The sequence below is a fragment of the Ahrensia marina genome (assembly GCF_001293565.1).
GTDB classification, from domain to species: Bacteria; Pseudomonadota; Alphaproteobacteria; order Rhizobiales; family Rhizobiaceae; genus Ahrensia; species Ahrensia marina.
Genome location: NZ_JXMU01000007.1, coordinates 200,856 through 227,281, shown reverse-complemented (window position 1 = coordinate 227,281; position 26,426 = coordinate 200,856). Strand labels below are relative to the sequence as shown.

Sequence of the window (26,426 nt, the reverse complement as noted above, 5' to 3'; positions counted from 1 at the left end):
GACATGCGGCAAATCAAAGGGTTAGAGCGTGAATGCGATTCAGCGAAACGCAGACACGCTCTAAGGCCTGCGCAGCGTCGTGGGAAACCCGTAAAGATAACCAATGCGCTCGATTGCATCTTCAAGCGTTTCAATTGCCACATTCATTGTGTGCCCATTGGCATGAATGAGCTCCTGCTCATCGCGCATAATACCGACATGGCCTTTCCAGAACACAAGATCACCGCGCTGCAAGCCACCGTTCATGGTTGCAAAACCAAGTTCCGTGCCGATACCTGCTGCCTGCATATCGGAATCGCGCTGAACCTTTTTTCCGGCCAAAAGCAGAGACAATTGAACAAGGCCGGAACAATCAATACCGAAAGCGGATGATCCGCCCCATAAATATGGCGTGTGGATCAGCGTTTCAGCAATGGATACATAGTCATCGACGGGTTGGTCGATCGGCAAAAGATGTCGCGCGACATAGAATTGACCATCGGCACATTCCAGATAGCGCGTGCCGCGTGTTTCGGCCTCACCAATAATTGCCAATGCAGTGCCCAGCGACAAAGTATTACTGCGCGGTGCTTTCATATCTGCTTCAGGATAGGAACATGTGCGCGGTACACAAACCAGATGTGTTGAAGGCGGTGCCGTTATATCGCGCTTGGCAAGCTGGCTATCATCGACATATCCAACATAATTATCACGCAATGACTGGCACCAGGCCCAGCCTTCCGCCACATCAAACACACGGACAATATCGCCGTAAATGAGCTGTGTATCTATGCCGATGGATTTATCCGGTGCAGGTCGCATATCAACGACAGCAGATTTTACGCGGCGCCTTTCCCCACGCACAAATTTGCCCGCGGTTATTTTTCCTTTGAGCGTTTCGGATGCGAGATCATCACGAAATGCATGAATCCGCCTATCCAGTTCCTCGCTCAATGCGGCAGCTCCTTACCTTTCGCGATAATATTGTCAGCAAAGCGTTCCAGATAGTTTGCACCCTCAACCGTTCTCGAAATGATAACATTCCGGCGATCGCGCGGGTCGCGTTGACGCCGCACCAGTTTCATCGCTCCCATCGTGTCCAGCGCGCGGGTAATGACCGGCTTAGAGACACCTAAATGCGCAGCAAGACCGCGCACCGTATGCGGCGGTGGATCAAGATAAATCGTCAGCAAAATTGCTGCCTGCCGCATCGTTAAATCAGGCGCGCTATCACGCACTTCGGCAAGGTTGACGGAGTGCCAAAGCGTAAGCGCTTGGCTCGGTTTTAGATTTATCGGCATAAAAGCTCAGCCATGTACCATTACGGGGCCGAACTAATATGCGCGAATGATAGACCTTTACGCAAGCATAAGCGGATTAATGCACCGCTTTATGTGTATCGTTTCTGCAATGATGCGAAGATCGCACGAATGCACTGTGCCTCACCGCCTATAGGAGAATGAGGCTTCTTACTTGGGTTCCAGCCAAAGATATCGAAATGCGCCCAGCTTATCGCTGGTTCGACAAAGCGCTCCAGGAACAGTCCGGCTGTAATTGAACCGGCAAAGCCATCGGTGGTGACATTATTAAGATCGGCAACATTTGACGCCAGAGCCTTATTATAACTCTGCCAGAGCGGCATACGCCATAACGGATCCCGTTCAGACAGGGCAGCTTCGTCCACTGCAGAAGCAAAGCTTTTATCATTGGTATAATAAGGCGGCAACTCAGGCCCAAGCGCCACACGCGCTGCTCCGGTCAGTGTTGCCATATCGATGACAAGGTCCGGTTTTTCTTCACAGGCCAGTGCCAGAGCATCGCCAAGCACGAGACGGCCTTCAGCATCTGTATGGCCGATTTCTACCGTTAAACCTTTTCGGCTTCTCAATATATCGCCCGGCCGGAATGCATTGCCGGCAATGGCATTTTCGACAGCGGGGATTAGAACGCGCAGACGCACGTTTAGCTTGGCGTCCATAATGATACGCGCAAGAGCCAATACATTCGCAGCGCCGCCCATATCTTTTTTCATATTACGCATTGAACTCGCGGGCTTGATATCAAGGCCGCCGGTATCAAAAGCGACGCCTTTACCAACCAGTGTTAGCTTCGGTGCTTTTTTATCGCCCCAACTCATGTCAATCAAACGCGGTGCTTTGGTCGCCGCACGTCCAACCGCGTGTATCATCGGGAAGTTTTTCGATAGCAAATCATCACCCTTGATGACTTTTATGGTTGCCTTGTATTTTTTGGCGAGTTTACGACTGGCACCTTCAATCTCGTCCGGCCCCATATCATCTGCAGGCGTATTGATAAGATCGCGGGCAAGGAAGCTTGATTGAACCTGACGCAAAATGTCATCACGGTTGAGCGCATCATCCAATACCAATTGCGGTTGGCGGCGGTTTATTTTTTTATAAACGTCAAACCGGTAACTCCCCAGACCGAATCCGATTGCAGCCAACCGATTATCAAGCCCCGCTAGCGATGCAAAAGAGAACGGTCCGTCAGGCAGTTTATCTGCCAATGCGCCGGTTACAAAAGGATCATCCCCTTCTCCAATCCCCAAAAGAGCTGAATCTAAGCCCTCACCGCTTTGCGCCGGTACCAGCAGCACATAGCCGACAGCACCATCAAATCCGTTCAAATCTGCCCATGATTTCGCATGTTTGGGTATCGCACCAATGTCTTTCTTTGAGACGCAGTGTACCGCCAGTACTTTCTCGTTTTTATGGGCTGCGGTTACAAATAAATTGTCCAATTTAAGGCTCCTACGTTTCAACTTCCACGCCATCGTCGGCTGTTAACCATCCATTAGGGTTAACAGAATATTGATTAAAATGAAGGGGCATTGAGTCCGGATCGCGTGGTTTCGCAAATTAAGCAGCAAGGAGATCATTATGGGGCTTGAAAAACGCACATTGGCATTTCCAACGGCGCGAAAACGTGCATTGTTATCTGTATTTAGTACATTTTTACTCAGTGCAACGATTGCAGGATGCGCAACAGATAGCCGTACAACGGGATCGATCAGCAGCCGCACCAAGCCAGTCGAACAAATGAATGCGGCTGAACTTTCACAATCAGTGGATTCATACGGCAGAATTTATGAACGCGACCCAAAGAACAAAGCCGTCGCGATGCAATATGCCTCAATCCTGCGCGCCAACAATCACAATGAACAAGCTGTCGCTGTCATGCGCAAGACAGCTATTTTACACCCTAACGACCGCGACGTTCTTGCTGCCTATGGCAAAGCACTTGCCGGTGCCGGACAGTTTACGGCCGCACTTGATGCTATTCAACGCGCTCAGGACCCGACGCGTCCCGACTGGCGTTTGATATCGGCAGAAGGTGCTGTTTACGACCAGACCGGTCGCCCCGAAGAAGCGCGCGCTCTTTATCAAAAGGCGCTTCAAATACGCCCGAGCGAACCATCAATTCTTTCCAACCTCGCCATCAGTCATTTGCTGGTCAATGATATGTCGACGGCAGAGCGTTATTTGCGTGAAGCAGTTCAACAGCCAACCGCTGACAGCCGCGTACGTCAAAACCTTGCTATGGTTGTTGGTCTGCAAGGCCGTTTCGATGAAGCAATGGCAATTGCCAAGCGTGAACTTTCTCCGCAGCAGGCACAGGCCAATGTCGAATATTTGCGTAAAATCCTATCGCAGCAAAACGCTTGGAACATGATCAAAGAAGAAGATAAAAAGAGCGCTAAATAAGAACCGTTCTTTTCTTCTATTCTGTAAGCCTAGAGAATTCTCATACGTAAAAAGCCCCTCTTCCGGAAATGCCGGAAGAGGGGCTTTTCGTTTGATTTAGTGATGTTACGGTTGGCTGCTTGTACCTTAGAAGATACCACCGCGCTGAGAAATCTGGATACCTGCCGGCCCGAGGATAACACCGAACAAGACCGGTAAGAAAAACAGGATCATCGGCACTGTCAGCTTTGGCGGCAGAGCCGCTGCTTTTTTCTCGGCAGCATTCAGTCTCATTTGGCGACTTTCATTGGCAAGCACACGTAGCGCCTGGCCCACAGGCGTACCATAACGCTCGGCCTGAATAAGCGCTTGCGAGACGCCTTTTACCGCTTCCAGTCCGGTGCGCATATGCAGATTCTCATAGGCCTTTTTGCGCTCTGAAAGAAATGAAAGTTCTGCGCCAACCAGCACCATTTCTTCTGCAAGCGCGGTGGATTGAGAGCCGATCTCAGTTGCCACCTTGCGAAACCCTGCTTCAATTGACATGCCGGATTCCACACAAATCAGCAGCAAGTCCAGAGCGTCCGGCCATGCTTTACTGATCGATGTTTTACGCTGTGATGCTTTATTATTCACATAAATGTTAGGCGCGTAAAAGCCCGCGGCAGCAAAGCCAAGGCAATATATGATTTTCATATTTGTTGCTTTGTCGGCAAAACCGCCCAGTACGAACGCATAAAAAAGTCCGGCTGAAAATGCTGCAAATGGCAAAACCAAACGCATGAACAGAAACAAATTCAGCGGACGTTGACCGCGAAAACCTGCGGCACGCAAATTCGCAACTGTCTTGTCATCAGCAAGTGCTTTTTTCAGATCCAAGCGTTCAACGATGGACCCAACACCGGTCTTTTTCTTGTCATCCACGCGCAAAGAAACGCGGCCGTTTTGCTTTTCAGATGCCAGACGCGCACGTTCGCGAGCGCGAATTTCATCACGCTCCGTTGCGACCGATTTCATCCGGTTCTTCAATTCATTACCGCCCAAAACAGGCGCTAGAAGTGTAAAAATAGTAGCAAAAACACTGATCGCGACCAGAACAGCAATCAAGAACTGACCGGAAGTTAGTAATTCTACAATATCTGAAGACATCAATTCGCTCCCTTACACTTCAAAGTTGATCATTTGTCGCATCACAAACACACCAATGGACATCCACACAGCGGACACGCCAAGGATCATGTACCCCGTGTTTGTCGTGAAAAGTAAGGCGATATATTCTGGGCTGCTAAAGTGAACCAGGACCATAACAATCGGAGGAAGCGCAGCAATAATTGCAGCGGAAGCTTTTGCCTCCATAGACATCGCGGCTACCTTCGCTTTCATTTGTGCACGGGACCGCAAAACAGCTGAAAGGTTTCCCAGCGCTTCAGACAAGTTACCGCCGGCTTGCGATTGAATCTGAATAACGATCGCAAAGAAGTTCGCCTCTGGGCACGGCATTGTCTGATACATGCGCAAACACGCTTCAGGTACAGACATACCCAGCTGTTGCGATTCAATTATGCGCCGGAACTCGGTCTGTACCGGCTCCCGCGCTTCGGTTGCAATAAGTCGCAATCCATCATTGAGAGGCAATCCGGATTTGATCGCGCGCACGATGATATCAATTGAGTTTGGAAATTCAGCCAGAAAGTTTTTAATACGGCGCTTGCGCAGATATGAAATCACCCAGCGCGGCAAACCCAGCCCTGCTGCAAATGCGATACCAATACAATATATTGGCGGAACGCCAAAAATCAGCGCCGTAAGCGCTGCGCCGCCACCAACGACCGCCGAGTAAATATAAAACATTCGGAGTTCGAGCTTCAAACCTGCTTGCAAGATTTGTGTTTTCAGGTTTGGTTTGGTCGTATTTTTTTCACGTGCTTTGTTGCGTTCATCAAGCTCGTTCAACGATTCAGTGATTTGTTTGCGGCGTTTCTGTCCTTCATTCGCACGGTCAACCTCGGCGCGCTTTGAAGCTGAATCTGTCTTTACGGATTTAACCTTCGACATACGTCGCTTACGGTTTTTCTCTGCCTGAAGGGATGGAAGCATTAACGCGTACATGACGCCGCCGATACCAAATCCGGCAAGCGCCATAACCGCCCATGCAATAGGTGTCAGACCGAAGATCATTCAATCACCTCCATTGCATCCAATGCTTCTGCGAGACGTTTTTCTTCGTTGAAGTAACGTGCGCGCTCCCACATTTGCGGCCGACCAACACCTGTTGAACGGTGCTTACCGATGAATTTTCCATCAGCGTCTTCGCCGGTTATGTCATACAACATCAAATCCTGAGTAATGATGACATCACCCTCCATACCGATAACTTCAGTAATGTGGGTAATGCGCCGAGAGCCGTCACGCAGACGCGCAGCCTGAATGATAACATCTACAGAACCGCAAATGATTTCACGCACTGTCCTTTGCGGGAGTGAATATCCGCCCATGGCAATCATTGATTCCATACGGCTTAGACACTCGCGTGGGGTGTTGGCGTGAATTGTACCCATTGAACCGTCATGGCCGGTGTTCATCGCCTGCAAAAGGTCAAACACTTCCGGTCCTCGAACCTCACCAACGATAATACGTTCAGGGCGCATACGTAGGCAGTTTTTAACAAGGTCAGTCATGGTGATCTGACCTTCGCCTTCCAAGTTCGGGGGGCGCGTTTCCAGGCGCACCACATGTGGCTGCTGAAGTTGCAGTTCGGCAGAGTCTTCGCATGTAATCACACGCTCGTCTCGATCGACATAGTTCGTCAGACAGTTAAGCAGTGTTGTTTTACCCGAACCGGTACCGCCGGAAATAACAACATTACAGCGCACCCGGCCAATGATCTGTAATATCGTCGCGCCTTCGGGCGAGATTGAACCAAACTTGGTCAACTGATCAAGTGTGAGTTTGTCTTTCTTAAACTTACGGATTGTTAGCGCCGCGCCATCAATCGCCAGTGGAGGCGCAATGACGTTAACACGAGAACCATCAGCAAGGCGCGCATCACAAATCGGGCTTGATTCATCAACACGGCGGCCAACTTGGCTTACGATACGCTGGCAGATTGAAAGTAATTGCTGGCCATCGCGGAAGCGAATTCCCGCGTCAACAACCTTGCCGTTGACCTCGATATAGGCCGCATCCGGTCCGTTGATCATGATATCCGCGATATCATCACGAGCGAGTAAAGGCTCTAGCGGACCATAACCAAGCACGTCGTTACAAATGTCTTCGAGCAATTCTTCCTGCTCGGAAATAGACATTGCATAGTTCTTAATCGCGATAATGTCGTTAACGATATCACGAATTTCTTCGCGCGCGCTTTCACCATCCAGCTTGGCAAGTTGCGAGAGGTCAATCGTCTCAATAAGTGCTGAAAAGACTTGTGACTTTGTATCGTAATAAGCATCGTCCCGATTTGAGCGTTTCTTTACCGGCGGCTCCATAGCGACAGGAGGCGCTTGCATTTTTGGACGCGGCGCTTCTACAGGTGCTTTTGGAGCATCAACGGACGGCGGCACAACTTCTGATGCTTGCTGTGGCTCGACTATATCTTCCATCGGTTTAGGCGCCGGTTCGCTTATAACGGGTTTTGCCTGCGGCTTAGCGCTTGCAAAGGATGAACCCCCGGATCCTTTTTTACCAAACATTGAATTACCCCGTAACTCGAACTTGAAACTACTTCTTCTTCAGTTTTGCCAAGATGCCTTTTAGGCCGCCTTTTGGTTTGACCGAGACAGCACCGCGACCACTGACAATATGGGCAAGCTCAGAGATCGTTGCGACAATCGGGCTGGCACTGTCGGACTCAGCAAGCATGCGCCCATTATTCGACGCCGTTCCGAACAAGTGAGGATCAAAAGGTATAATCGCTGACGCTTCCATATCTAAAGAATCCAAGAAGTCGTTGACAGCAATCTCAGGGCGCTTTGGTACGCCGACCTGATTGAGAACCAGTTTTGGTGCAAAATCATTCGGGCGCAGCTTTTTCAACGTGTCGATCATATTCTTGGTATTGCGCAGATTGGCCAGTTCCGGCGTTGCAACAATAACCACCTCATCAGCGCGGGAAAGCGTTGTGCGGGTCCAGCCGTTCCATACATGCGGAATGTCAAGCACCACGGAAGGCGCTGTGCGCTGTGCAACATCGATAAGCTGCGCGAAATCTTCCTGTCCAAAATCATAAACCTTATCCAGCATCGATGGCGCGGCCAGAAGCGAGAGATGCTCGGCGCATGTCGATAGAAGCCGGTCAAGATATACTTCATCTATTCGCTCTGGCGAAAATACAGCATCGGCAATACCTTGGGCCGGATCCTGATCGAAATTGATATTGGCTGTACCGAATGGCAGATCCATATCAGCGACAACAACTTCGTTTTGGAAAAGTGTAGACACTGACCAGGCGACGTTGTGAGCAATCGTTGAGGAGCCAACACCGCCCTTAGCACCAATGAAAGCCATTGTTCTGCCCAATGGATCGGCGTCAGGGTCGACAAACAATGTCGTAATCACCGCCATGAGATCGGCTATTGAAACCGGCGCGACGATATATTCCGAAATGCCATTGCGAACCAGTTCGCGGTAAAGCGCGACATCATTGTGATGGCCGATAATGACAACACGGGTGGAAGGATCACAAACTTCCGCGAGCTCGTTCAACCCGCTCATCAACTCATCAGGTCTGGCGGCTGTCTCAAGGATAATAAGGTTGGGTGTTGGTGCTGACTGATAAAACTCCACAGCGGCACCAATACCGCCCATATAGACCCGCATTTGTGCTTTAGCCATACGGCGATCTTCAGCCATACGCTCAATCGGTCCAGAAACCCCTTGTGTTTCACAAAAAGCCTGAATCGTGATGCGTGGCACTGGGCGCACATTTTGCAAATCATCCGGCTCGAAGCTGGAGCCCGGCGTGGCCGTCATCTCATTTTTATCTTTAAATGCAGCGTCTGACATTGTTTTCACCCTAGGGGTCTGGATCGTTAAATTTTCAAGCTCGGCAGCGGGTTATTTTCCTTGATAATCTGCAATAACTTTGCCGCGGTTTTCGGCATCAATCGGCGATTCTTTGCGCGGCCCAAGCAGGTCGCCCGGGTTTGCAATTTGCGCCGCCAGATTATTCTGTGTTGAACAGCCAAAGTCGTAGTAGTTTTCATTGGCCGATGTCATCGAAAGATCTTCAGGCCATTGACCGCACTGGCCGGTAGAAGCAGTTACCGAGCGAAATGATAAGCGGATTGGGGCGGATGCGCCGTGCTGAGAAGCGTCATAAGACTGGATTGCAATATTACTACGGTGTTGCCCGCCCTGCTCAATAGCTTGCACGACTTGACCTTGGACATAATTTGCAGCGGAACTGTTTGCAGAACCTGACGGCATAAGGACAACAATCGTGCCCGTCCCAGATGTTTGGAACTTCTGTGCGAAAGCCTGAATGTTGCTAATGGTTGCGTAGTTCAGTCTTTGTGCGCCAGAGGCGATGGGTATATCCAACACCTGCTCTTGTTCTGACAAGATAATCGGATGGCGCTTAGTGTAATCATTTCCAACGCTGCCCACGGTCATATTATCGTGTTGCTGCATACCAGCACAGCCAGAAAGAAGAGAGACGCACAGCACAGCCGCTGTTGATGCTAATATTTTACCGGCAAACATGTTTGCGTACTCCAATTACTTATAAATGAAACCAACGGCACCGTGGTAGCGACCGGTCGGCATTGTTTTATCTGTGCTGCCATAGATACGGTTTAGACGGCCGAGCAAGTTGCCAACTGAATCTGATGCCGGAGCGAAATTGTCTGTCGGCAATGCCAGCTCGGACGCTGCAACGGCACGCACCAAATACGGCGTCACCATGATGACCAGTTCAGATTCACTGCGAATAAAATCACGGCTCCTAAAGAGCGAGCCAATTACCGGCAATTTTGATAGCCCCGGAAAACCGCTCACAACCTGGCGAACATCATCGCGAATTAGACCGGCAATCATCATGGAACCGCCGGAAGGCAGCTCAACGGTGGTTTCCGCTTCACGGCGACGGAGTGACAACACATTGGTTGCCAACCGGTTGATGCCACCCGATAAAGGTACGCTGCCATCTGTGGTGGGTTCTGAAACTTCTGTTTTGATACGCAAGCTTATGCGTCCGGGTGAAAGAACAACCGGTGTAAACTCAAGCCCTACACCATAATCGATTTTGTCGAAGGTATAGGTTATGCCTTGAGTTTCATCATCAACCGTTTGCCCGGAAATAATATTGTAAGTACCACCAGCAAAAAATTTAGCAGGTTCGCCTGAAATTGCCGTCAAGGTGGGCGCCGACAGTGTTTTCATCACGCCGGCTTCTTCCATCGCCTTGAAATAGGCATTGATATTTACACTACCAATTGCACCCCCTAATCCCAAACCACTAGAACCGAGCGGCTTACCAAGTGCGCCCGCAATTGTTTCAGATATACCGCTATATGTGACACCTGAAGATGATCCACTGCCTAGCAAGTTAATACCGAGCTGCTTCATTACGGAGCGCTGGATTTCCGCGACAGTTACTTTCAGTGTAACCTGATCGCCGCCAGCGATTTCCAGAAGGTTGACGATCTGACTGTCTCCGCGTGAGAACAGTGCGAGGAAACTTTCTGCACCATTATTGGTGGCATCGCCGCCTTTAACAAAGATTTCTGCGAGTTTTGCAGCTTTTGCCGAATCTTGCGGTGTTTGCACGGTTCCAGTCAAAACAATGTTATCGTTGATAATTTCTGTTTTGATATTCGAACCCGCAATAAAACGCTCGAGATAACGGTCCAGACCAGCAACATCGCGTTCGACCTGCAATTGCAGGCTAACCATCTGGTTTCCATTTCTATCAAACACAAAGATATTGGTCTGCCCAACCTCTTTACCAAAGAGATAGATACGTCGCGCAGTACGTGTCACAGCATCTGCAACATCAGGGTTTGCAACAAGAATGTCTTGCGCATCTTCAGGAAGCTCCAACACCAGTGACTTGTCCAAACCAAGCACGACATTCTCAGTTCCCGAAGCACGCTTCTGAACTTTAATTATGTTTTGTGCTGCCGCCGTCGATGCGCCCAAAGGCATAAATTTTGACGGAACCGCACCGGCCATTACAGTTACGGTGCCGGCCAAGAGTAAGGTCTTGAAGCTTTTTGCGACTTTTGACATGGGGCTACTCTTTATGTTTTTGAATTCTTTGTTCGGTGCACTCATCATCATTGGCTTTGCACCTGTGTTTTTTCACCGTTCTTGATCAGATTGATCGTGCCACCGCGGGACCCACCTGAAATCAAGTGGTCTGCGCTTGGCTCCGAGCGGCCTGCCTCAACATCTTTTATGGAGCGTAATGCCAGCGTCAGGCGGTCGGCCATTTGCTGCGCAGCTGAGATGATTTTTGTTTGATTTGGTGTCAGTTCCAGCGTTGCTGTCTGACCGACCTGCACCAATTGTCCGTTTTCGTCTTCACGAATGGTTTGGTCGATCGCAAGCACACGAATATTCGCCAAAATTGTCTCAGTCGTAAATGAGTTATTGTTTTGATCACGTGTCGTCATAATGACGTCAACGTAGTCATCCGGCAGAATAAAGCCGCCCGCAGAAGTATCCGCGGCTATTGTCGTTGCGACAGCGCGTTTTCCTGCCGGTAGAATAGATGACATGAAGCTTTGGTCAGCGCCGAGAATCTTAATCGGGCGGACAGGTTCGCCCTGGATAATCGTGGAACGCACGATGGAACCTTCAAGCTCTGCTACAGCCTCAGGGCGACTGGATTGTGTAATGAAATCTGGAGCAATCGCTTCCACCGGCCATTGTTGCCAGGCTAGTCCGCCACTAATTTTACCGCCTGTCAGAATAGTTTCTTTTGCAACAAGCACCTGATCAAGTTCAATGGATGGTGCAGATGGTAAAATTTCTGCGACCGGTGCCGGTGCAGGCGCCGACAAATTCATCGCCAAATAACCCGCTCCACCCGCGGCAAGAACGGCAACTCCAAGAATAACAAAACGCATAGACATGCTGACACCTGCAAAATATTGGGGCGGACGAATCCGCTACAGTGTCAACATTCACACCTAATGGTGTAATTATGGTTAATGCCTTCGTTAGATTTATGCTTAACGTAAACTAAACAACGGCGACCAATATAAATCCTAGATCCAACAAGTTTTAGTTGGCGAAGTAGTTTAGCGCATAGACCATTGCCGGACTGTCCGGAAAAGCGAACAGCCCGCCGACGGCCAACGCAGCGCCATATGGAATTCCTTTTGCGTCGATCACTGTTCGAAGCACAGGCAGTTCACCGGCATAAACGGACATTGATGTTTTGCGCAGGATCAGAATGAGTATCGCAAGAACGCCGCCTGCGACAGCCGACATTAAAATGTAGTTCCACAAATGAACCGAGAAGCCCATCCAAAGTGCCGTCGAAGCAAGGAGTTTAGCATCCCCGCCGCCCATAGCACCCAAAGCAAACATGGCAAAAGTAATAGAAAGCACAAAAGCAAAGGCCATTAAGTGTGAACCGAAATCGGACCAGCTCAAACCAATAAAGGGCGCGACCACTAAAAATGTCCCAATAAGAAGAATAGACACCCTGTTGGCAATCGTCATTGAAAAAATGTCCGAGACAGCCGCGTAAATCATTGCGAACGGGAAAACGACAAAAATAATAGTAGCAATCACAGCTAAAGCCCTCATTTTCTTTGCTGTTACTTTATCGCGGGAGAATTAAATTCTCATAAACGCAACAGTAGATTCGATGGTCTTTAATGACACACTGAAACGGCCTGCCCTCCAAGGGAGGACAGGCCGCTTTAAAATTCTATACTGTAATCGGCTAAATTAAGAGCCTTTAACTTCAGTAGCGATAGAATCGAATTTCGCGTTCAGCTCGGTACCGAGTGTTGTCGCGCCTGTGATGATCGCAACAGCGATAAGAGCAGCGATCAGGCCGTATTCGATAGCAGTCGCACCAGATTCGTCTTTGATAAAGCGTGTAAACATAATGAGTTCCTTACTCGTCTAAATTAAAACAGCACACCGTCAGTTCTTGTTTGCTACTGATCGGATAAGCCCAAACTACCGTAAGGCTCTTGCCACCCGCTTAATGAACAAGGTTGCTCAAATCTTAATATCGATTTGTGTTCCGCTTGGTAAACAAAGTCTTGAAAACGGCAAACGGGCTTCGCCGTTCCAATTCATCGGCAAGACATACCTAGGTGGTGATTTAGTTGACAAGATCGAGTACAAGCCGTGCAATGTTCCCGCCTTCGCGCATTTCGGATTGCTCGAATGAACGGTTATCGACTTTGTATCGTGCAAATTCATTACCGACACGCTTTAGAACTTCATCACGTATTTTTTGACATGCCTTATCGTTTTCAACACGCAAACCAACTGTTGCATTGATTATATCGCTTGCAAGCCGCTTTACATAATCGCCATGAACTTCTTCATGCGCTTTGATGCCTTGGGCAAATGCCTGCCATTTTCGCGCCGCTACTCCACTTATTTTTTGGCTGGGCTTTGGCAGTGTATATGTGATGGTAACAAAAGGTAGCGCTGAAACAAGTTCGCAGGCATTACCTTTAGGCTGATAGTTACGACGCCATTTCAGATCCCAATTTGTCAAAGCTATCGTGCGCCGATTACCGGAAATAACCGGCCCGTTCTCGCCGATAGATTTGTAAAGTGCGAGTCCGGTCGTGCCGGAAACGCTGTAATATTTGATGTTCTCGGTCGCTTTCCAATCGGCCGCTTGCGCGTCCATCACCGGCATTGCTGCAAAGATGAACCACACAAACCAACGCATAGTTTAGCTGTCCACTTTCAAGACTTGAATAAACGCTTCCTGAGGAATTTCGACCCGCCCGAACTGGCGCATCTTTTTCTTTCCCTCTTTCTGCTTATCGAGGAGCTTGCGCTTTCGTGAAACATCACCGCCATAACATTTAGCCGTCACATCTTTCCGCATTGCAGAAATAGTCTCACGCGCAATCACCTTGCCGCCAATGGCCGCTTGGATCGGAATTTTGAACATGTGGCGCGGAATGAGTTCTTTGAGCTTCTCACACATAACACGGCCGCGCTTTTCGGCGGCAGAGCGGTGAACAAGCATCGAAAGAGCATCGACCGGCTCTTCGTTTACAAGTACGCTCATACGAACAAGGTCACCTTCGCGGTACTCGGCAAGCTGATAGTCAAATGACGCATAGCCTTTAGAAATCGACTTCAAGCGGTCGTAAAAATCAAACACGACCTCGTTTAGCGGTAAATCATAAACGACCAAAGCACGCTTACCGACATAAGAAAGGTCTGTTTGAATACCGCGACGTTCCTGGCATAGTTGCAGGATAGAGCCCAGATATTCGTCCGGCGTCAAAATCGTTGCCTTGATCCAAGGTTCTTCAATCGACCGTATACGGACAATATCCGGCATGTCAGCCGGATTGTGCATTTCGGTTTCTGTGCCGTCCGTCATATTCATTTTATAAACAACAGACGGCGCTGTAGCGATCAGTTCAAGGTTAAATTCGCGGCTCAAGCGCTCCTGAATAATTTCCAGATGCAGAAGACCTAGAAAACCACAGCGGAAGCCAAAGCCGAGAGCAGCCGATGTTTCCATTTCAAAAGAGAAGCTCGCATCATTCAAGCGCAGCTTACCAATGGCGGAACGCAAATCTTCAAAGTCATCGGCATCAATCGGGAACAAACCACAGAATACCACAGGCTGGGCTGGTTTAAAGCCCGGCAACATATTGGTGCAAGGGCGCTTGTCTTCGGTGATGGTATCACCCACACGTGTATCCGCGACTTCTTTGATCGAACCGGTAAACACGCCTATTTCACCCGGCCCCAGATTTTCCACCGGCACAAGTTTCGGTGTCATTACACCAACACGGTCCACCAGATATTTCGCATCCGTACCCATCATGCGGATGTTCTGGCCGCGTTTCATCTCGCCATCAATTATGCGAACCAAAACGACAACACCGAGATAGGTGTCATACCAGCTGTCAACGAGCATCGCTTTTAACGGCGCAGAGCGGTCACCTGATTGAGGTGCCGGAAGCTGTTTGACGATTGCTTCGAGAACATCAGGGATGCCTAATCCGGTCTTTGCGGAGATTTCTACCGCATCAGCGGTGTCCAGCCCAATGACCTCTTCAATCTGTTCTTTAATGCGCTCAGGCTCGGCGGCGGGCAAATCGATCTTGTTCAGAACAGTTACGATCTCGTGATCATTATCAATTGCCTGATACACATTTGCGAGCGTTTGCGCTTCCACACCCTGCGATGCATCGACAACCAATAGCGAACCTTCACAAGCGGCAAGCGATCTTGACACTTCATAGGCAAAGTCTACATGGCCCGGTGTATCAATAAGGTTAAGAACGTAATCCTGTCCGTCCTGTGCTTTGTATTCCAGACGCACAGTGTTGGCTTTGATCGTAATGCCGCGTTCGCGCTCGATATCCATCGAGTCAAGAAGCTGATCTTTCATGTCGCGCGCCTGTAGCGTGCCAGTCTGTTGGATCAAGCGATCGGCAAGCGTAGACTTTCCGTGGTCGATGTGAGCGACGATCGAGAAGTTACGGATATTAGATAATGGCGTGTTTGTCATAGGCTTCATATAGAGCGCAATTGCTGCGCATGGAAGTGGAGATTTTGCCTCAATAGCGGTTTCCGCTTACGCCCTTCAAGCAGATAAATCGACTAGCCGAAGCACACACGGCTTAACATTCAGCCGTCAGGTATTCAGCTTTTCGGCTCTTCCTTTTCATTGGCAGGAGCGCCCCATACCAGCCGTTTATAGTCAAAACCAAACTCCAATGTCGGTTTAACAACCTGAAAGTATGGCGACAGATCAAAATCACGCGGTGTGAACAGGGAGTGATGGCGAATGTGCATGATTTCCCGGCGCGAATAATCCGATGTTGCCCGTGCCCGGCCAGGTGCGGCTGTTATCTCGGGCAAAATCGGATAGCCGATTTGCTGATAGGCTTGCGCTATCAATGTCGAACAAATAGCGCGGGTCGGATCACCGGACCCGAATTCGATCATTCGTCTGCGCCATCGAACCGGCACCGGCGGCGTTGGCAGCAGATAACGCGCCATATCAAGAATATTTTTCGTGTCGTACTGCAATCCAATCTTGGAAATCATAAATTGCACCACCTCATCACGGTCCGCAGGCGTAAGTCCCGACGGGCGGCAAATGCGGGTGTTGAATGTTTTATAGTTTTCGAGCGGCTCGGCAGTGCAACCGCGACCAAGGTTAACCTCGATCAAGCGTTTGGCATGACCTTGTTCATTGCTCTCTTCTAGAGCATCGCCGATATATAAAGCGGCATGGCTCCATGTGCTTTGGGTGAGATACTTAATAGCCGCAGAAATTTTACGGTTTCCTTCGACAAGCAAGATGTCTCCGGGCTGGAGCGTACGATATAGCGTTTCGGGGTCAGAGGGCGTGTAAGGTTGGTAACCGGAAGTCTCGCGCTCAAGCCGCTGCGCAATCCACGTTCCAATGCGTGCTAATATCGACTCTTTTGCTTGTGTCACCGCTTCACTCCTTGCGGTTTAATGATTAGTCACGACCCGTATATGGCGTCAATGTCCGACAAATAAAGTCCAATCAATTTCATTTTATGCTGCCTCAGACTAGTTGACCTCCTGACATGAAATGCATATCTTCAGTTTAGAATTATTCTAAAGAGAGATTGCAATGCTAAGTCGCTTCTGGTCCAACACACGACGTGAATTTCACTCACTGAGCGAGCAGGAAATTCTTGCTCTTGCAATTTCTTCAGAAGAGGATGATGCGCGCATCTATCTCGCCTATGCCGACGGCTTGAGAGAAGATTATCCTGCATCCGCGAAAATCTTCGAAGAAATGGCTGCAGAAGAAGAGACGCACCGCGAAATGCTCCTTAAAATGCATAAGGCGCGGTTTGGCCCCGAAGTTCCGCTCATTCGGCGTGAGCACGTAAAAGGCTACTACGAGCGTAAACCCGACTGGCTTGTAAGACCGCTCGGCATTGAAAAAGTACGCGCAATGGCTTCACAGATGGAGCAGCAAGCGCACCGGTTCTATTTAAGGGCAGCACAACAAACAAAGGACGTCGACACACGTCTTTTGCTTGGAGAACTGGCCATTGCTGAAAGCGGCCACCAAACTACAGCGTCTCAACTGGAGGCCAAGCATACGCCAGATGAGGTTCGCGACGCTGAAGACAAAGCCGAACACAAGCAGTTTATACTGACCTACGTTCAACCCGGACTTGCCGGCTTGATGGATGGCTCTGTATCAACGCTGGCCCCAATTTTTGCCGTTGCTTTTGCAACACATGATACATGGACCACATTTCTTGTCGGCCTAGCCGCATCGGTTGGCGCAGGTATCTCAATGGGCTTTACAGAAGTGGCTTCGGATGACGGTGTCATTTCCGGTCGTGGTTCACCGATCAAGCGCGGCCTAGCCACCGGTATTATGACGGCAATTGGCGGCCTTGGACATGCTTTGCCCTACCTTATCCCGCATTTCTGGACTGCAACGACAATTGCATTCGCTATCGTTATTGTGGAGCTCTTTGCAATCACATGGATACAAAACAAATATATGGAAACGCCATGGGCACGTGCCATATTCCAGGTGGTCCTAGGCGGTGCGCTGGTATTTGCGGCGGGTATGCTGATTGGCAATGCCTAAAAGCAAAGACAGGTGATACAATGATTAGTCGCTCTTCTTTACAGAGCCAACGACTGTCATATCCGTATTTTCAATAGTAACCCAATGGCCTGCGTGGCGCTCTGACTGGCGTTTGAGGTATTCGTACGGTGTTTGGTCCCATACGCGAACCTGACTGTTCAAATTGTCCAGAACAAAATCACCGCGATCAGTGCGTACAGTCAAAACGGCATGTCCTTCGCCATCCGGCTTGCGCACAACTGTTATTAAGAGTGCCGAAGGAGAAATGCCTTCCTTCATTAGCATTTGCCGCTTGAGCAGAACATAATCTTCACAATCACCAGCGATGTCCGGATAGGCCCACACTTCTTCGCGGCCATAAATTTCCAGATCACTGCGCGGCTCAATCACCATATTGATAGCTGAATTGATGTTGACGATCTTCTTCCATAGGTCGCGTGTAAGATTTACCGGATTTAACGATGCCTCACGTTCCTGCTTGCACTCTTCCTTGTAGGCCAAGCAAAACTCATAATGACCGATAGGTTGTGACGTAATTTTTCCGGTGAGCATTGAAGATGCGTTGGCCATTGCGCCTGGCAAAACAACCACGCTGGCGGCCAGAATGCAGAAGTTGATTTTGATCTTCGATAGTCTCATGATTGTGACCGCAGGGCTCTTTTGTTTATTAACAAATGATTAACCAGACTATAGTTCGAACGCAATGCACACGAACAGCAAGGTTAAAATATGGTTAAAGCGTGGCAATACGGCACATAATAAAACACCGCCTGTTGGCGGTGCTCAAAAAGTCAATTCACAATAATTTCAAGCCATGTGGATAAAAACTGGCGTTAGCAACCAATTATGACACCGCGCGCAACTCAGGCTTCTTGCGCTCTTTGCGCGATTTAGACTTTGCCATAAATTCAAGAATACGCGGCGCAACCTCTTTGCGGAAGCGCGATCCATTAAACACACCATAATGGCCGACAGACGGCTGCTCATAATGCTGCTTGAACGCCGGCGGAATGTTTGAACATAGATCCTGCGCAGCCTCGGTTTGACCGCGGCCAGTAATATCGTCGTTTTCTCCTTCAATTGTGAAAAGAGAAACATTTTTAATGGCTGAAAGATCGACCCGTTCGCCACGGTGCATCATCGTGCCTTTGGCCAGTGAATGTTCGATGAAAACCACTTCAATTGTCTGCAGGTAAAACTCGGCCGTCAAATCCATCACGGCGAGATATTCATCATAAAAATCACGGTGCTTTTCTGCGCTGTCTCCGTCACCGCGCACGAGGTGCATGAAAAAATCTTTCTGTGCGATCATGTGGCGGTCAAGATTCATGGACATGAAGCCTGTCAGTTGCAAAAAGCCCGGATAAACCTTACGGCCAAGCCCCGGGTTGGGGAATGGCACATCCATGATAACATTTTCACGGAACCAATCGATATCTTTTTCTTCCGCGAGATCATTGACGGCAGTTGGATTGCGGCGTGTATCAATCGGCCCGCCCATCAACGTCATTGATAATGGCGAGACGGCATCTTTACGTTTTTCCATTACCGCGACCGCTGCAAGCACTGGCACGGATGGCTGACATACGCCGATGATGTGCGTGTCCGGTCCCATATGCTCAACCATCTCGATCAGATAGTCGATATAGTCTGAAAGATCGAAAGCACCTTCCGATACAGGAACATCACGCGCATCGACCCAGTCCGTTATATATACTTCCGCTTCGGGTATTAAGCGTTCCACAGTGCCGCGCAGCAAAGTTGCATAGTGACCTGACATTGGCGCAACAAGCAAAATTTTCGGATCATTATGACGCGGCTTTTTTAGTGCGCGGGAAAAATGCAGTAACTTACAAAATGGTTTTTCCCACTCAACCCTTTCAACGACGGCTATTTCCTGATCATCCACTACCGTTTGATGGATATTGAATGCCGGTTTGCCATAACGTCGTGTCGTACGCTCAAACACTTCGGCCCATGCAGCCACGGTGCGTGCGTATTTTGTTTGGGAAAAAGGATTGGCAGGGTTACGATAAAACATGCTCGTCGCCTCAGCCATTGTACGCCAAGGCTGCATAAGCGCATGATTCATTTCATAGAACTTGTAGAACATCTTTTCCTGCTCCTCAAAAAACACCCCGACGCACGATATAATCACTTTGTACGGTATTCGGATTTGCACAATCACCGTGTTGCACTGCAAAATCAAGCAGACTAATGTACTATTCCAAGCCTACAAGTCCCATTTTTTGAAGCATTTACGGATTAAGTGGCGCTTGTGTTCGTTCCTGAAGTCAAATCCGGCGACCACAATATAGCGTTCAAACATATTACAAATCTTAATATGGCAGACGAAAAACGTTTGAAAAACCGCATCTTAAATGGCGAAGCATGATAGGGTCTGCAAAACCTATTCTGTACACAGCTAACTTCACAGTAAAGATGGCGATTAGCAGCCCACGCCTTGCCTAAAGCTTGCCGGACCGTTTTTACCCCACAGAATTTCATACTTAAAAGGCCCATTCACACAGGAACGAGCCTCTCAAATTCTTGAAACATCGATTCTTAGCCAGAATCAGCCTGCAAAGCCCTCAACAACGATGATCTCACCGTCGGCGGCTTCCTGACGGATGGCACGGGCACGGCTGTAAGTTTCAGAATTATAGCAAGCTAAAGCTGTTTCTACACTGTCAAACTCAACCACGACATTGCGTGAGCGGCTTTCACCTTCCTGGGCGTGGATGTCGCCGCCGCGCACAAGAAACTTTGCACCAAACTCTTCGTAAGCGGGCGTGGCTGTCGCAACATAGTCCTTATAACGCTCCGCATCGTGAACATTTATGCGCCCAACCCAATAACCTTTTGCCATAGTACATTCCCTTTGATTACGCGCTTTGCGCCGTTTCAATCTGATTTAAAAACTGTCGTGCAGCCGTGCGTCGATCCGCAGCGGCCACAATCGGTCGGCCAACGACCAAATGACTCGCGCCGGAACGAATAGCCACATCCGGTGTTACGACACGTTTCTGGTCTCCCGCCTCGCCGTCGGCCAAACGAATTCCCGGCGTAACAACTGCCATGTTCTCACCGACAATCTCGCGCACCGGTTCTGCTTCTTCAGCCGAACACACGATGCCGCCCATGCCAATTCGGGCCGCCTGCCGAGCCCGTTTGAGAACCAAAGTCGCCGCATCATCATGATAACCGGCTTCGGACAAATCCTTGTCATCCATTGAGGTGAGGACCGTGACACCAAGCAGGGTCAAATCTGTTCCTTTGGCAGCTTCCACGGCTGCGGCCATCGCTTTGGGATAAGCATGTAAAGTCAGCATATCGACACCCAGTCGGGCGATATTTTCAACACCTTTTGCAATCGTGTTGTCTATGTCGAGCAATTTCATGTCGAGGAAAACAGATTTGCCAGCGGCTTTTAATTCACGCGCCAAATCCAATCCGCCGACAAATGCCAATTGATGGCCGATTTTATAAAATGAAACCTCATCGCCAAGGCTTTCAACAATTCCGGCAGCTTCGAGCATCGTCGGCACATCAAGAGCGACGATAAGGCGGTCTTTTGCATTTCCAGACATAGGGCAATCCTTCGCAGAGTTCACGAACGTTCAATTGCACAGCAAAGTTCGTGCCTCAAGATAAATGGCAGAAAAGTTATAAGAGAAACAACTCTGATACGGCGCAAAAAGAGATAAAGGCGATTAGGCTTTGCCACGCCCCGGTGTCACGTGCTCGAGCAATGAACGGCATGTCTTCTTTAGCAGTGATAAAGTTCTCTCATCGCTTGGCATGCCGTCTTCTCCAAAGCTTTGCTTTGCTCTGGCCACCGAACATTGCTCGGTTATGATCTGCGCGCCGACATTCATTAAAACCGAGCGCACATGATATAGCCCACGGATACCACCTAGCGCACCGGGTGATGCGGCACCAAGCGCAACGGTCACACCGGCATATGGTTTTAAATCATTATTACCATCTGACTTTGTTACAGACACCCAATCCAGAACATTCTTCAAAAGCGGCGTAATGGAAGAATTATATTCAGGGCATGCGATAAACATACCGTCATTTGCCTGAAATAGGCGGGCGAGTTTTACCGCATTTTGCGGCGCGCCATCGTCTTTTAGAAGGTCGGCGTCATATATAGGCAGTGGATAATCACTTAACGAGATTTCAGTGACGTCTGCCCCTTCGGCACTTAAAAGTTTCAGCGCCGCCTTTGCCAATTGAGTATTGTATGAGCCGGTTCGAAGTGAGCCGGAAAACACCAATATCTTTGCACTCATATCAAGCTCCAATTGCGTGTTGTAGGGACCAAGCACGCTGTAAATTTTAAAACTGTAATGTGGGGTTTAGTATTTGCGGTAAGTCCAGATCTTTGCAGGTGGCAAATTACGCAAAATGCGGCGACTGGCCGTCATTTCAATATTGCTATCAGCAACAGATATTGGAGAACGGCGCCCGTAAGTGATTTGTATTATCGGGCGGCCCGGAGCAATCCGCTTAAAAGCAGTCTCAAGGAACATGGCCTGATCTTTTTGCGAAAAGTTCAGCATCGGAATACCAGAGACGATACAATCGAATTGCTGATCGCCTAAATGTTGCAATGTCTGGTCAAGGTTGAGCGCATTGCCCTGAATAATAGTTGCCGCCGGATAGCGGGCTTGCCAATCATTGCAAAATGACTCGTCATACTCGATCGCGACAATGTCTTTCTCGGCAATGCCGCGCCGCAAGATTGCATCGGTAACCGGACCTGTGCCAGGCCCAAGCTCCAAAACCGGGAGCCCGCTATTACTTGAAATGTGAGAGGCTATTACATCTGAAACGACAGCGGATGTCGGCGCAATTGCACCTAAACGCTGAGGAGAACGAATAACGCCGCCAATGAAATGCAATTGTTTCATTACGCGCGAAGAAGATTGCTGCATACGTTTTTTAAATTCCCGCTCTTTGGCGCCCATTCGCCTGTATTCTAAATTGATGATGTAACTCCATTAAAATTCGATCTATCTGAAAAGGTTCCAAACTAAACTATGTTTTATAACTATATGTCCATACACGCGCAGGCGGTAAGTTGTTAAAAACCCATCGGCTCCGGCTGGTCAAAATCGACGCATCATCAACTTCAATCGGATTGCGGATGCCATAGGAAAATTGGATCAATGGCCGCCCACGCGGGATGTTTTCAAGCGCACCCATTAAAAATTTCAACCGCATTGCCGGCGCAAAGTTCAAAAGCGGAAGGCCTGAGATTACGCAATCGAATTTCTGACCATTCAAGTGAGCGAGTGTTTTATGCAGATTAAAAGCATCGCCTTGAATGACATTGACTTGCGGAAACTGAAGGTTCAACTCACGACAGAATTTGGTGTCGTACTCCACAGCATACAGATCATGCTCGGCAATACCTTTTCGAAATATCGCCTTGGTGATTGCCCCCGTACCGGGACCAAGTTCCAAAACCGGCAACGTATTCGGCGAAGTAATATAAGACGCCATAAGGTCAGCGGTTTCAGATGATGTTGGCGCGACAGCGCCAACAGTTTTAGGGGACCTTGCCCAAGCTCCGATAAAACGTACCTGATCCATCAATCGCGATGATTTGGATTTAGGATACGTCGCCGGGCTTTGCTTATTCACCAAGATCAAAGAAGTCCTTCATGCGTGAAAAGAACCCCGAAGATTGCGGGCTATTTTCTTTTGCAGATATTTCTTCAAACTCCTGTAGCAACTCACGTTGACGCTTGGAAAGGTTTTGCGGTGTTTCCACTGCAATTTGAATGTATAAATCACCCATCGCGGAGTGGCGCATGACCGGCATGCCCTTGCCTTTCAAACGAAACTGGCGGCCCGGCTGTGTACCTTCAGGCACTTTTACGCGTGTATTGGATCCATCGAGCGTGCCGACATCGAACTGTCCGCCCAATGATGCCGTTGTCATTGAAATCGGCACCTTGCAATAAAGGTCCGCACCATCGCGCTGGAAAAACTCGTGCGGGCGAACCGAAATAAAGATATAAAGGTCGCCTGTCGGGCCGCCGCGGAAGCCAGCTTCACCTTCACCGGAAAGGCGAATGCGCGTTCCATCTTCAATACCGGCAGGAATATTCACAGAAAGCGTGCGCTCTTCATTGACACGTCCCTGACCTGAACAGTCCGGACACGGGTCTGAAATAACTTCGCCGCGGCCATTACATGCCGGACATGTGCGTTCGACAGAAAAGAAGCCTTGGCTTGCGCGCACGCGGCCTGATCCCGAACACGTGCTACATGTTGTCGGGCTGGAGCCGGGCTTTGCGCCGGAGCCTGAGCAGGTGTCGCATGTTTTATTGGTTGGCACCCGAATAGAGGCTGTTTTACCTGTAAACGCTTCTTCCAGAGAGATTTCCAGATTGTAACGCAAATCCGCGCCGCGCGCACGTCCGCCAGCTGACTGGCGACGGCCGCCGCCCATCATCTCTCCAAAGATGTCCTCGAATATATCCGAGAAGCCACCGGCAGAAGCGCCGCCAAATGGGCTACCGCCACCCATACCGCCCTGCTCAAACGCAGCATGGCCATACCGGTCGTATGCCGCACGTTTTTGCGGGTCCTTGAGCGTCTCGTACGCTTCATTACACTCTTTGAACTTTGCTTCAGCAGCAGCATCTCCGGGATTTTTATCCGGATGATACTTCATCGCCATTTTACGATAAGCGCTTTTCAGCTCCTTATCGTCAGCGCGATTACCAACGCCAAGTGTTTCGTAAAAATCAGCCTTAGCCATGAATAATATGTCCAGCCTTCAATTTGATCCAGCGGCACCATTTAGCACGTTTCGCAATTAGGGCGATGCGCCAGAATGCACAATGATATCGCTGCTAACGTTCGTCCAGTACGCTCGAATTAAATGCCACACAGTCCGTTTTAAACAAGCAACGAGCAGTATTGCGCCGCAACTAACAAAACCCCGGCTCATTTGCCGGGGTTTAAAGATTACTTTATAGCAAGTTATGCAGACTTCTTGCTGTCTTCGTCGTCATCATCGCTGATGTCTTCAAAGTCAGCATCCATGACGTCGTCACCGGCAGCATCTGCTGCGGCATCGGCTTCAGCAGCAGCAGATTCTTCTGCTTGTGTTGCCTCATAAATTGCCTGACCAAGCTTCATAGATGCTTCTGCCAAAGTCTGCGTTTTCGCAGCAAGGGCTTCGCCGTCAAGCTCGTCTTTGCCGATCTCTTCTTTCAACTCGGCAATAGCATCTTCGATGTCAGATTTCTCTTCTTCGCTGATTTTATCGCCATGCTCTTTGAGAGACTTTTCAGTAGAATCGACAAGTGATTCAGCCTGGTTCTTAGCTTCCACACCTTCACGGCGTTTTTTATCATTTTCCGCGTTGGCTTCCGCTTCCTTGACCATTTGCTCGATCTCGTCGTCAGAAAGACCGCCAGACGCCTGAATGCGGATTTCGTGCTCTTTGCCAGTGCCTTTGTCGACCGCTTTAACATTGACGATACCGTTGGCATCAATATCAAATGTCACTTCGATCTGAGGGACACCGCGCGGTGCAGGCGGAATACCGATCAAGTCAAACTGACCAAGCATTTTGTTGTCGGCTGCCATTTCGCGTTCACCTTGGGAAACACGAATAGTCACAGCAGACTGGTTGTCTTCGGCTGTCGAGAATGTCTGCGACTTCTTGGTCGGAATTGTTGTGTTGCGGTCAATCAAGCGTGTGAACACGCCGCCGAGTGTTTCAATACCAAGTGACAATGGTGTCACGTCGAGAAGAAGCACGTCTTTAACGTCGCCCTGAAGAACACCGCCTTGGATAGCTGCGCCCATGGCCACAACTTCATCCGGGTTCACACCTTTGTGCGGGTCTTTACCAAAGAAACCTTTCACAGTTTCTTGGACCTTCGGCATACGTGTCATACCACCAACAAGAACAACCTCATCGATATCACCAGCTTTCAGGCCAGCGTCTTTCAATGCGGCCTTCATTGGATCAACTGTACGCTTGACCAGATCGTCTACGAGGTTTTCAAACTTCGAGCGCGACAATTTCATGGTCAGGTGCTTAGGACCAGTGCTATCGGCTGTAATGAACGGCAGGTTCACTTCAGTCTGTGAAGAAGAAGAAAGTTCGATCTTTGCTTTCTCGGCAGCTTCTTTCAAACGCTGAAGCGCAAGCTTATCGCCTTTCAGGTCAATGCCCTGATCTTTTTTGAATTCTTCGGCGAAGTATTCAACAAGACGCATATCGAAGTCTTCACCACCAAGGAATGTGTCACCATTGGTTGATTTAACTTCAAATACGCCGTCACCAATTTCCAGAATTGAAACGTCGAATGTACCGCCGCCAAGGTCGTAAACGGCAATCGTACCGCCAGATGACTTATCAAGGCCGTAAGCAAGCGCCGCCGCAGTTGGCTCGTTGATGATACGAAGAACTTCCAGACCGGAAATCTTACCGGCGTCTTTTGTCGCCTGACGCTGTGCGTCGTTAAAATATGCCGGAACAGTGATAACCGCCTGCTCGACCTTTTCACCAAGGTAAGCTTCTGCAGTTTCTTTCATTTTGTTCAGGATCATCGCGGAAATCTGAGCAGGTGAGTGCTTGTCATCACCGGCCTCAACCCACGCATCGCCATTTGAACCTTCAACAATTTTAAAAGGCACCATTTTCTGGTCTTTTTTCACTGTCGGGTCATCGAAGCGACGACCAATAAGGCGCTTAACCGCAAACAAAGTGTTTTCAGGGTTTGTAACAGCCTGACGCTTGGCAGGCTGGCCGACAAGGCGCTCGCCATCATCAGTGAATGCGACCATTGAAGGCGTTGTACGCGCACCTTCCGCGTTTTCGATAACTTTTGCATCCTTGCCGTCCATGACAGCGACACAAGAGTTTGTTGTACCCAGATCGATACCGATTACTTTTGCCATTATTAGACCTCTTTTTCAGCAGACTGCGCGGA

26 protein-coding genes are annotated in these 26,426 nt (G+C 49.3%); 2 read left to right on the top strand and 24 right to left on the bottom strand.

Annotation, left to right across the window (positions count from 1 at the left end):
- Window positions 1-60: 60 nt before the first annotated feature.
- The 3 genes from SU32_RS06395 to SU32_RS06385 all read right to left on the bottom strand — a co-directional run bounded on the left by SU32_RS06395 (window position 61) and on the right by SU32_RS06385 (window position 2,740).
- Entirely contained in the window at window positions 61-933 is an 873-nt protein-coding gene (locus SU32_RS06395; RefSeq protein WP_053998512.1) for a C40 family peptidase, read from the bottom strand.
- The gene (locus SU32_RS06390) at window positions 930-1,280 is read right to left on the bottom strand and encodes a MarR family transcriptional regulator (RefSeq protein ID WP_053998511.1); all 351 of its coding nucleotides are present in this window, start codon (window positions 1,278-1,280) and stop codon (window positions 930-932) included. Before SU32_RS06390 ends, SU32_RS06395 begins: the two co-directional genes overlap by 4 nt.
- A gap of 89 nt (window positions 1,281-1,369) precedes the next feature.
- Window positions 1,370-2,740 carry a leucyl aminopeptidase family protein gene (locus SU32_RS06385; protein ID WP_483756988.1) on the bottom strand — a complete coding sequence of 457 codons (1,371 nt, stop codon included), beginning with the start codon at window positions 2,738-2,740 and terminating at the stop codon, window positions 1,370-1,372.
- A 139-nt stretch (window positions 2,741-2,879) separates the two neighbouring features.
- On the opposite strand from SU32_RS06385, the gene SU32_RS06380 reads away from it, so the two are divergent.
- Window positions 2,880-3,704 carry a tetratricopeptide repeat protein gene (locus SU32_RS06380; protein WP_053998509.1) on the top strand — a complete coding sequence of 275 codons (825 nt, stop codon included), beginning with the start codon at window positions 2,880-2,882 and terminating at the stop codon, window positions 3,702-3,704.
- A 126-nt stretch (window positions 3,705-3,830) separates the two neighbouring features.
- Here the strand turns inward: SU32_RS06380 and SU32_RS06375 are convergent, their stop codons facing one another.
- The 12 genes from SU32_RS06375 to SU32_RS06325 form a co-directional block, all read right to left on the bottom strand.
- Window positions 3,831-4,832 carry a type II secretion system F family protein gene (locus SU32_RS06375; RefSeq protein ID WP_053998508.1) on the bottom strand — a complete coding sequence of 334 codons (1,002 nt, stop codon included), beginning with the start codon at window positions 4,830-4,832 and terminating at the stop codon, window positions 3,831-3,833.
- Window positions 4,833-4,844: 12 nt separating this feature from the next.
- Window positions 4,845-5,858, bottom strand: coding sequence for a type II secretion system F family protein (locus SU32_RS06370; RefSeq protein ID WP_053998530.1), 1,014 nt, complete (start codon window positions 5,856-5,858; stop codon window positions 4,845-4,847).
- Window positions 5,858-7,375: a TadA family conjugal transfer-associated ATPase gene (locus tag SU32_RS06365; protein WP_053998507.1), complete on the bottom strand. Its 1,518-nt coding sequence runs from the start codon at window positions 7,373-7,375 to the stop codon at window positions 5,858-5,860. The genes SU32_RS06370 and SU32_RS06365 overlap by 1 nt, the downstream gene beginning before the upstream one ends.
- Before the next feature lie 28 nt (window positions 7,376-7,403).
- Window positions 7,404-8,687: a CpaE/TadZ family protein gene (locus SU32_RS06360; protein ID WP_053998506.1), complete on the bottom strand. Its 1,284-nt coding sequence runs from the start codon at window positions 8,685-8,687 to the stop codon at window positions 7,404-7,406.
- Between the two features lie 51 nt (window positions 8,688-8,738).
- Complete coding sequence (locus SU32_RS06355; protein ID WP_053998505.1) at window positions 8,739-9,386, bottom strand: CpaD family pilus assembly protein; 648 nt, start codon at window positions 9,384-9,386, stop codon at window positions 8,739-8,741.
- 15 nt (window positions 9,387-9,401) lie between these two features.
- Window positions 9,402-10,913 carry a type II and III secretion system protein family protein gene (locus SU32_RS06350; RefSeq protein WP_245625494.1) on the bottom strand — a complete coding sequence of 504 codons (1,512 nt, stop codon included), beginning with the start codon at window positions 10,911-10,913 and terminating at the stop codon, window positions 9,402-9,404.
- 47 nt (window positions 10,914-10,960) lie between these two features.
- Window positions 10,961-11,761, bottom strand: coding sequence for a Flp pilus assembly protein CpaB (gene cpaB, locus SU32_RS06345; RefSeq protein WP_053998503.1), 801 nt, complete (start codon window positions 11,759-11,761; stop codon window positions 10,961-10,963).
- A gap of 151 nt (window positions 11,762-11,912) precedes the next feature.
- Window positions 11,913-12,443, bottom strand: a complete 531-nt coding sequence (locus SU32_RS06340; RefSeq protein WP_342670076.1) for an A24 family peptidase — start codon at window positions 12,441-12,443, stop codon at window positions 11,913-11,915.
- Between the two features lie 144 nt (window positions 12,444-12,587).
- Window positions 12,588-12,749, bottom strand: coding sequence for a Flp family type IVb pilin (locus SU32_RS17070; RefSeq protein ID WP_082376502.1), 162 nt, complete (start codon window positions 12,747-12,749; stop codon window positions 12,588-12,590).
- A 223-nt stretch (window positions 12,750-12,972) separates the two neighbouring features.
- On the bottom strand, window positions 12,973-13,557 hold the full coding sequence (locus SU32_RS06335) for a DUF922 domain-containing protein (RefSeq protein WP_053998502.1): 585 nt from the start codon (window positions 13,555-13,557) through the stop codon (window positions 12,973-12,975).
- A 3-nt stretch (window positions 13,558-13,560) separates the two neighbouring features.
- Complete coding sequence (lepA, locus tag SU32_RS06330) at window positions 13,561-15,369, bottom strand: translation elongation factor 4 (protein WP_053998528.1); 1,809 nt, start codon at window positions 15,367-15,369, stop codon at window positions 13,561-13,563.
- 134 nt (window positions 15,370-15,503) lie between these two features.
- Window positions 15,504-16,307 (bottom strand): C40 family peptidase, encoded by an 804-nt coding sequence (locus SU32_RS06325; protein ID WP_053998501.1) that lies wholly within the window; start codon window positions 16,305-16,307, stop codon window positions 15,504-15,506.
- A gap of 163 nt (window positions 16,308-16,470) precedes the next feature.
- On the opposite strand from SU32_RS06325, the gene mbfA reads away from it, so the two are divergent.
- Window positions 16,471-17,454 (top strand): iron exporter MbfA, encoded by a 984-nt coding sequence (gene mbfA, locus SU32_RS06320; protein ID WP_053998500.1) that lies wholly within the window; start codon window positions 16,471-16,473, stop codon window positions 17,452-17,454.
- Between the two features lie 24 nt (window positions 17,455-17,478).
- On the opposite strand, the gene SU32_RS06315 is transcribed toward mbfA, so the two are convergent.
- From SU32_RS06315 to dnaK, 9 genes are all read right to left on the bottom strand, one after another.
- Window positions 17,479-18,093 (bottom strand): transglutaminase-like cysteine peptidase, encoded by a 615-nt coding sequence (locus SU32_RS06315; RefSeq protein WP_053998499.1) that lies wholly within the window; start codon window positions 18,091-18,093, stop codon window positions 17,479-17,481.
- 205 nt (window positions 18,094-18,298) lie between these two features.
- On the bottom strand, window positions 18,299-19,567 hold the full coding sequence (locus tag SU32_RS06310; protein ID WP_053998498.1) for a polyhydroxyalkanoate depolymerase: 1,269 nt from the start codon (window positions 19,565-19,567) through the stop codon (window positions 18,299-18,301).
- A gap of 462 nt (window positions 19,568-20,029) precedes the next feature.
- Window positions 20,030-20,323, bottom strand: a complete 294-nt coding sequence (locus SU32_RS06305; protein ID WP_053998497.1) for a DUF1330 domain-containing protein — start codon at window positions 20,321-20,323, stop codon at window positions 20,030-20,032.
- A gap of 16 nt (window positions 20,324-20,339) precedes the next feature.
- Entirely contained in the window at window positions 20,340-21,044 is a 705-nt protein-coding gene (gene pyrF / locus SU32_RS06300) for an orotidine-5'-phosphate decarboxylase (RefSeq protein WP_053998496.1), read from the bottom strand.
- Window positions 21,045-21,167: 123 nt separating this feature from the next.
- Entirely contained in the window at window positions 21,168-21,752 is a 585-nt protein-coding gene (locus tag SU32_RS06295; protein WP_053998495.1) for an NADPH-dependent FMN reductase, read from the bottom strand.
- Between the two features lie 66 nt (window positions 21,753-21,818).
- Window positions 21,819-22,430: a class I SAM-dependent methyltransferase gene (locus SU32_RS06290; protein WP_053998494.1), complete on the bottom strand. Its 612-nt coding sequence runs from the start codon at window positions 22,428-22,430 to the stop codon at window positions 21,819-21,821.
- A 70-nt stretch (window positions 22,431-22,500) separates the two neighbouring features.
- Window positions 22,501-23,109: a class I SAM-dependent methyltransferase gene (locus SU32_RS06285; protein ID WP_211097690.1), complete on the bottom strand. Its 609-nt coding sequence runs from the start codon at window positions 23,107-23,109 to the stop codon at window positions 22,501-22,503.
- The gene (dnaJ, locus tag SU32_RS06280) at window positions 23,102-24,235 is read right to left on the bottom strand and encodes a molecular chaperone DnaJ (protein ID WP_053998492.1); all 1,134 of its coding nucleotides are present in this window, start codon (window positions 24,233-24,235) and stop codon (window positions 23,102-23,104) included. Before dnaJ ends, SU32_RS06285 begins: the two co-directional genes overlap by 8 nt.
- A 224-nt stretch (window positions 24,236-24,459) precedes the next feature.
- Entirely contained in the window at window positions 24,460-26,394 is a 1,935-nt protein-coding gene (gene dnaK / locus SU32_RS06275; RefSeq protein WP_053998491.1) for a molecular chaperone DnaK, read from the bottom strand.
- Window positions 26,395-26,426: the final 32 nt, after the last annotated feature.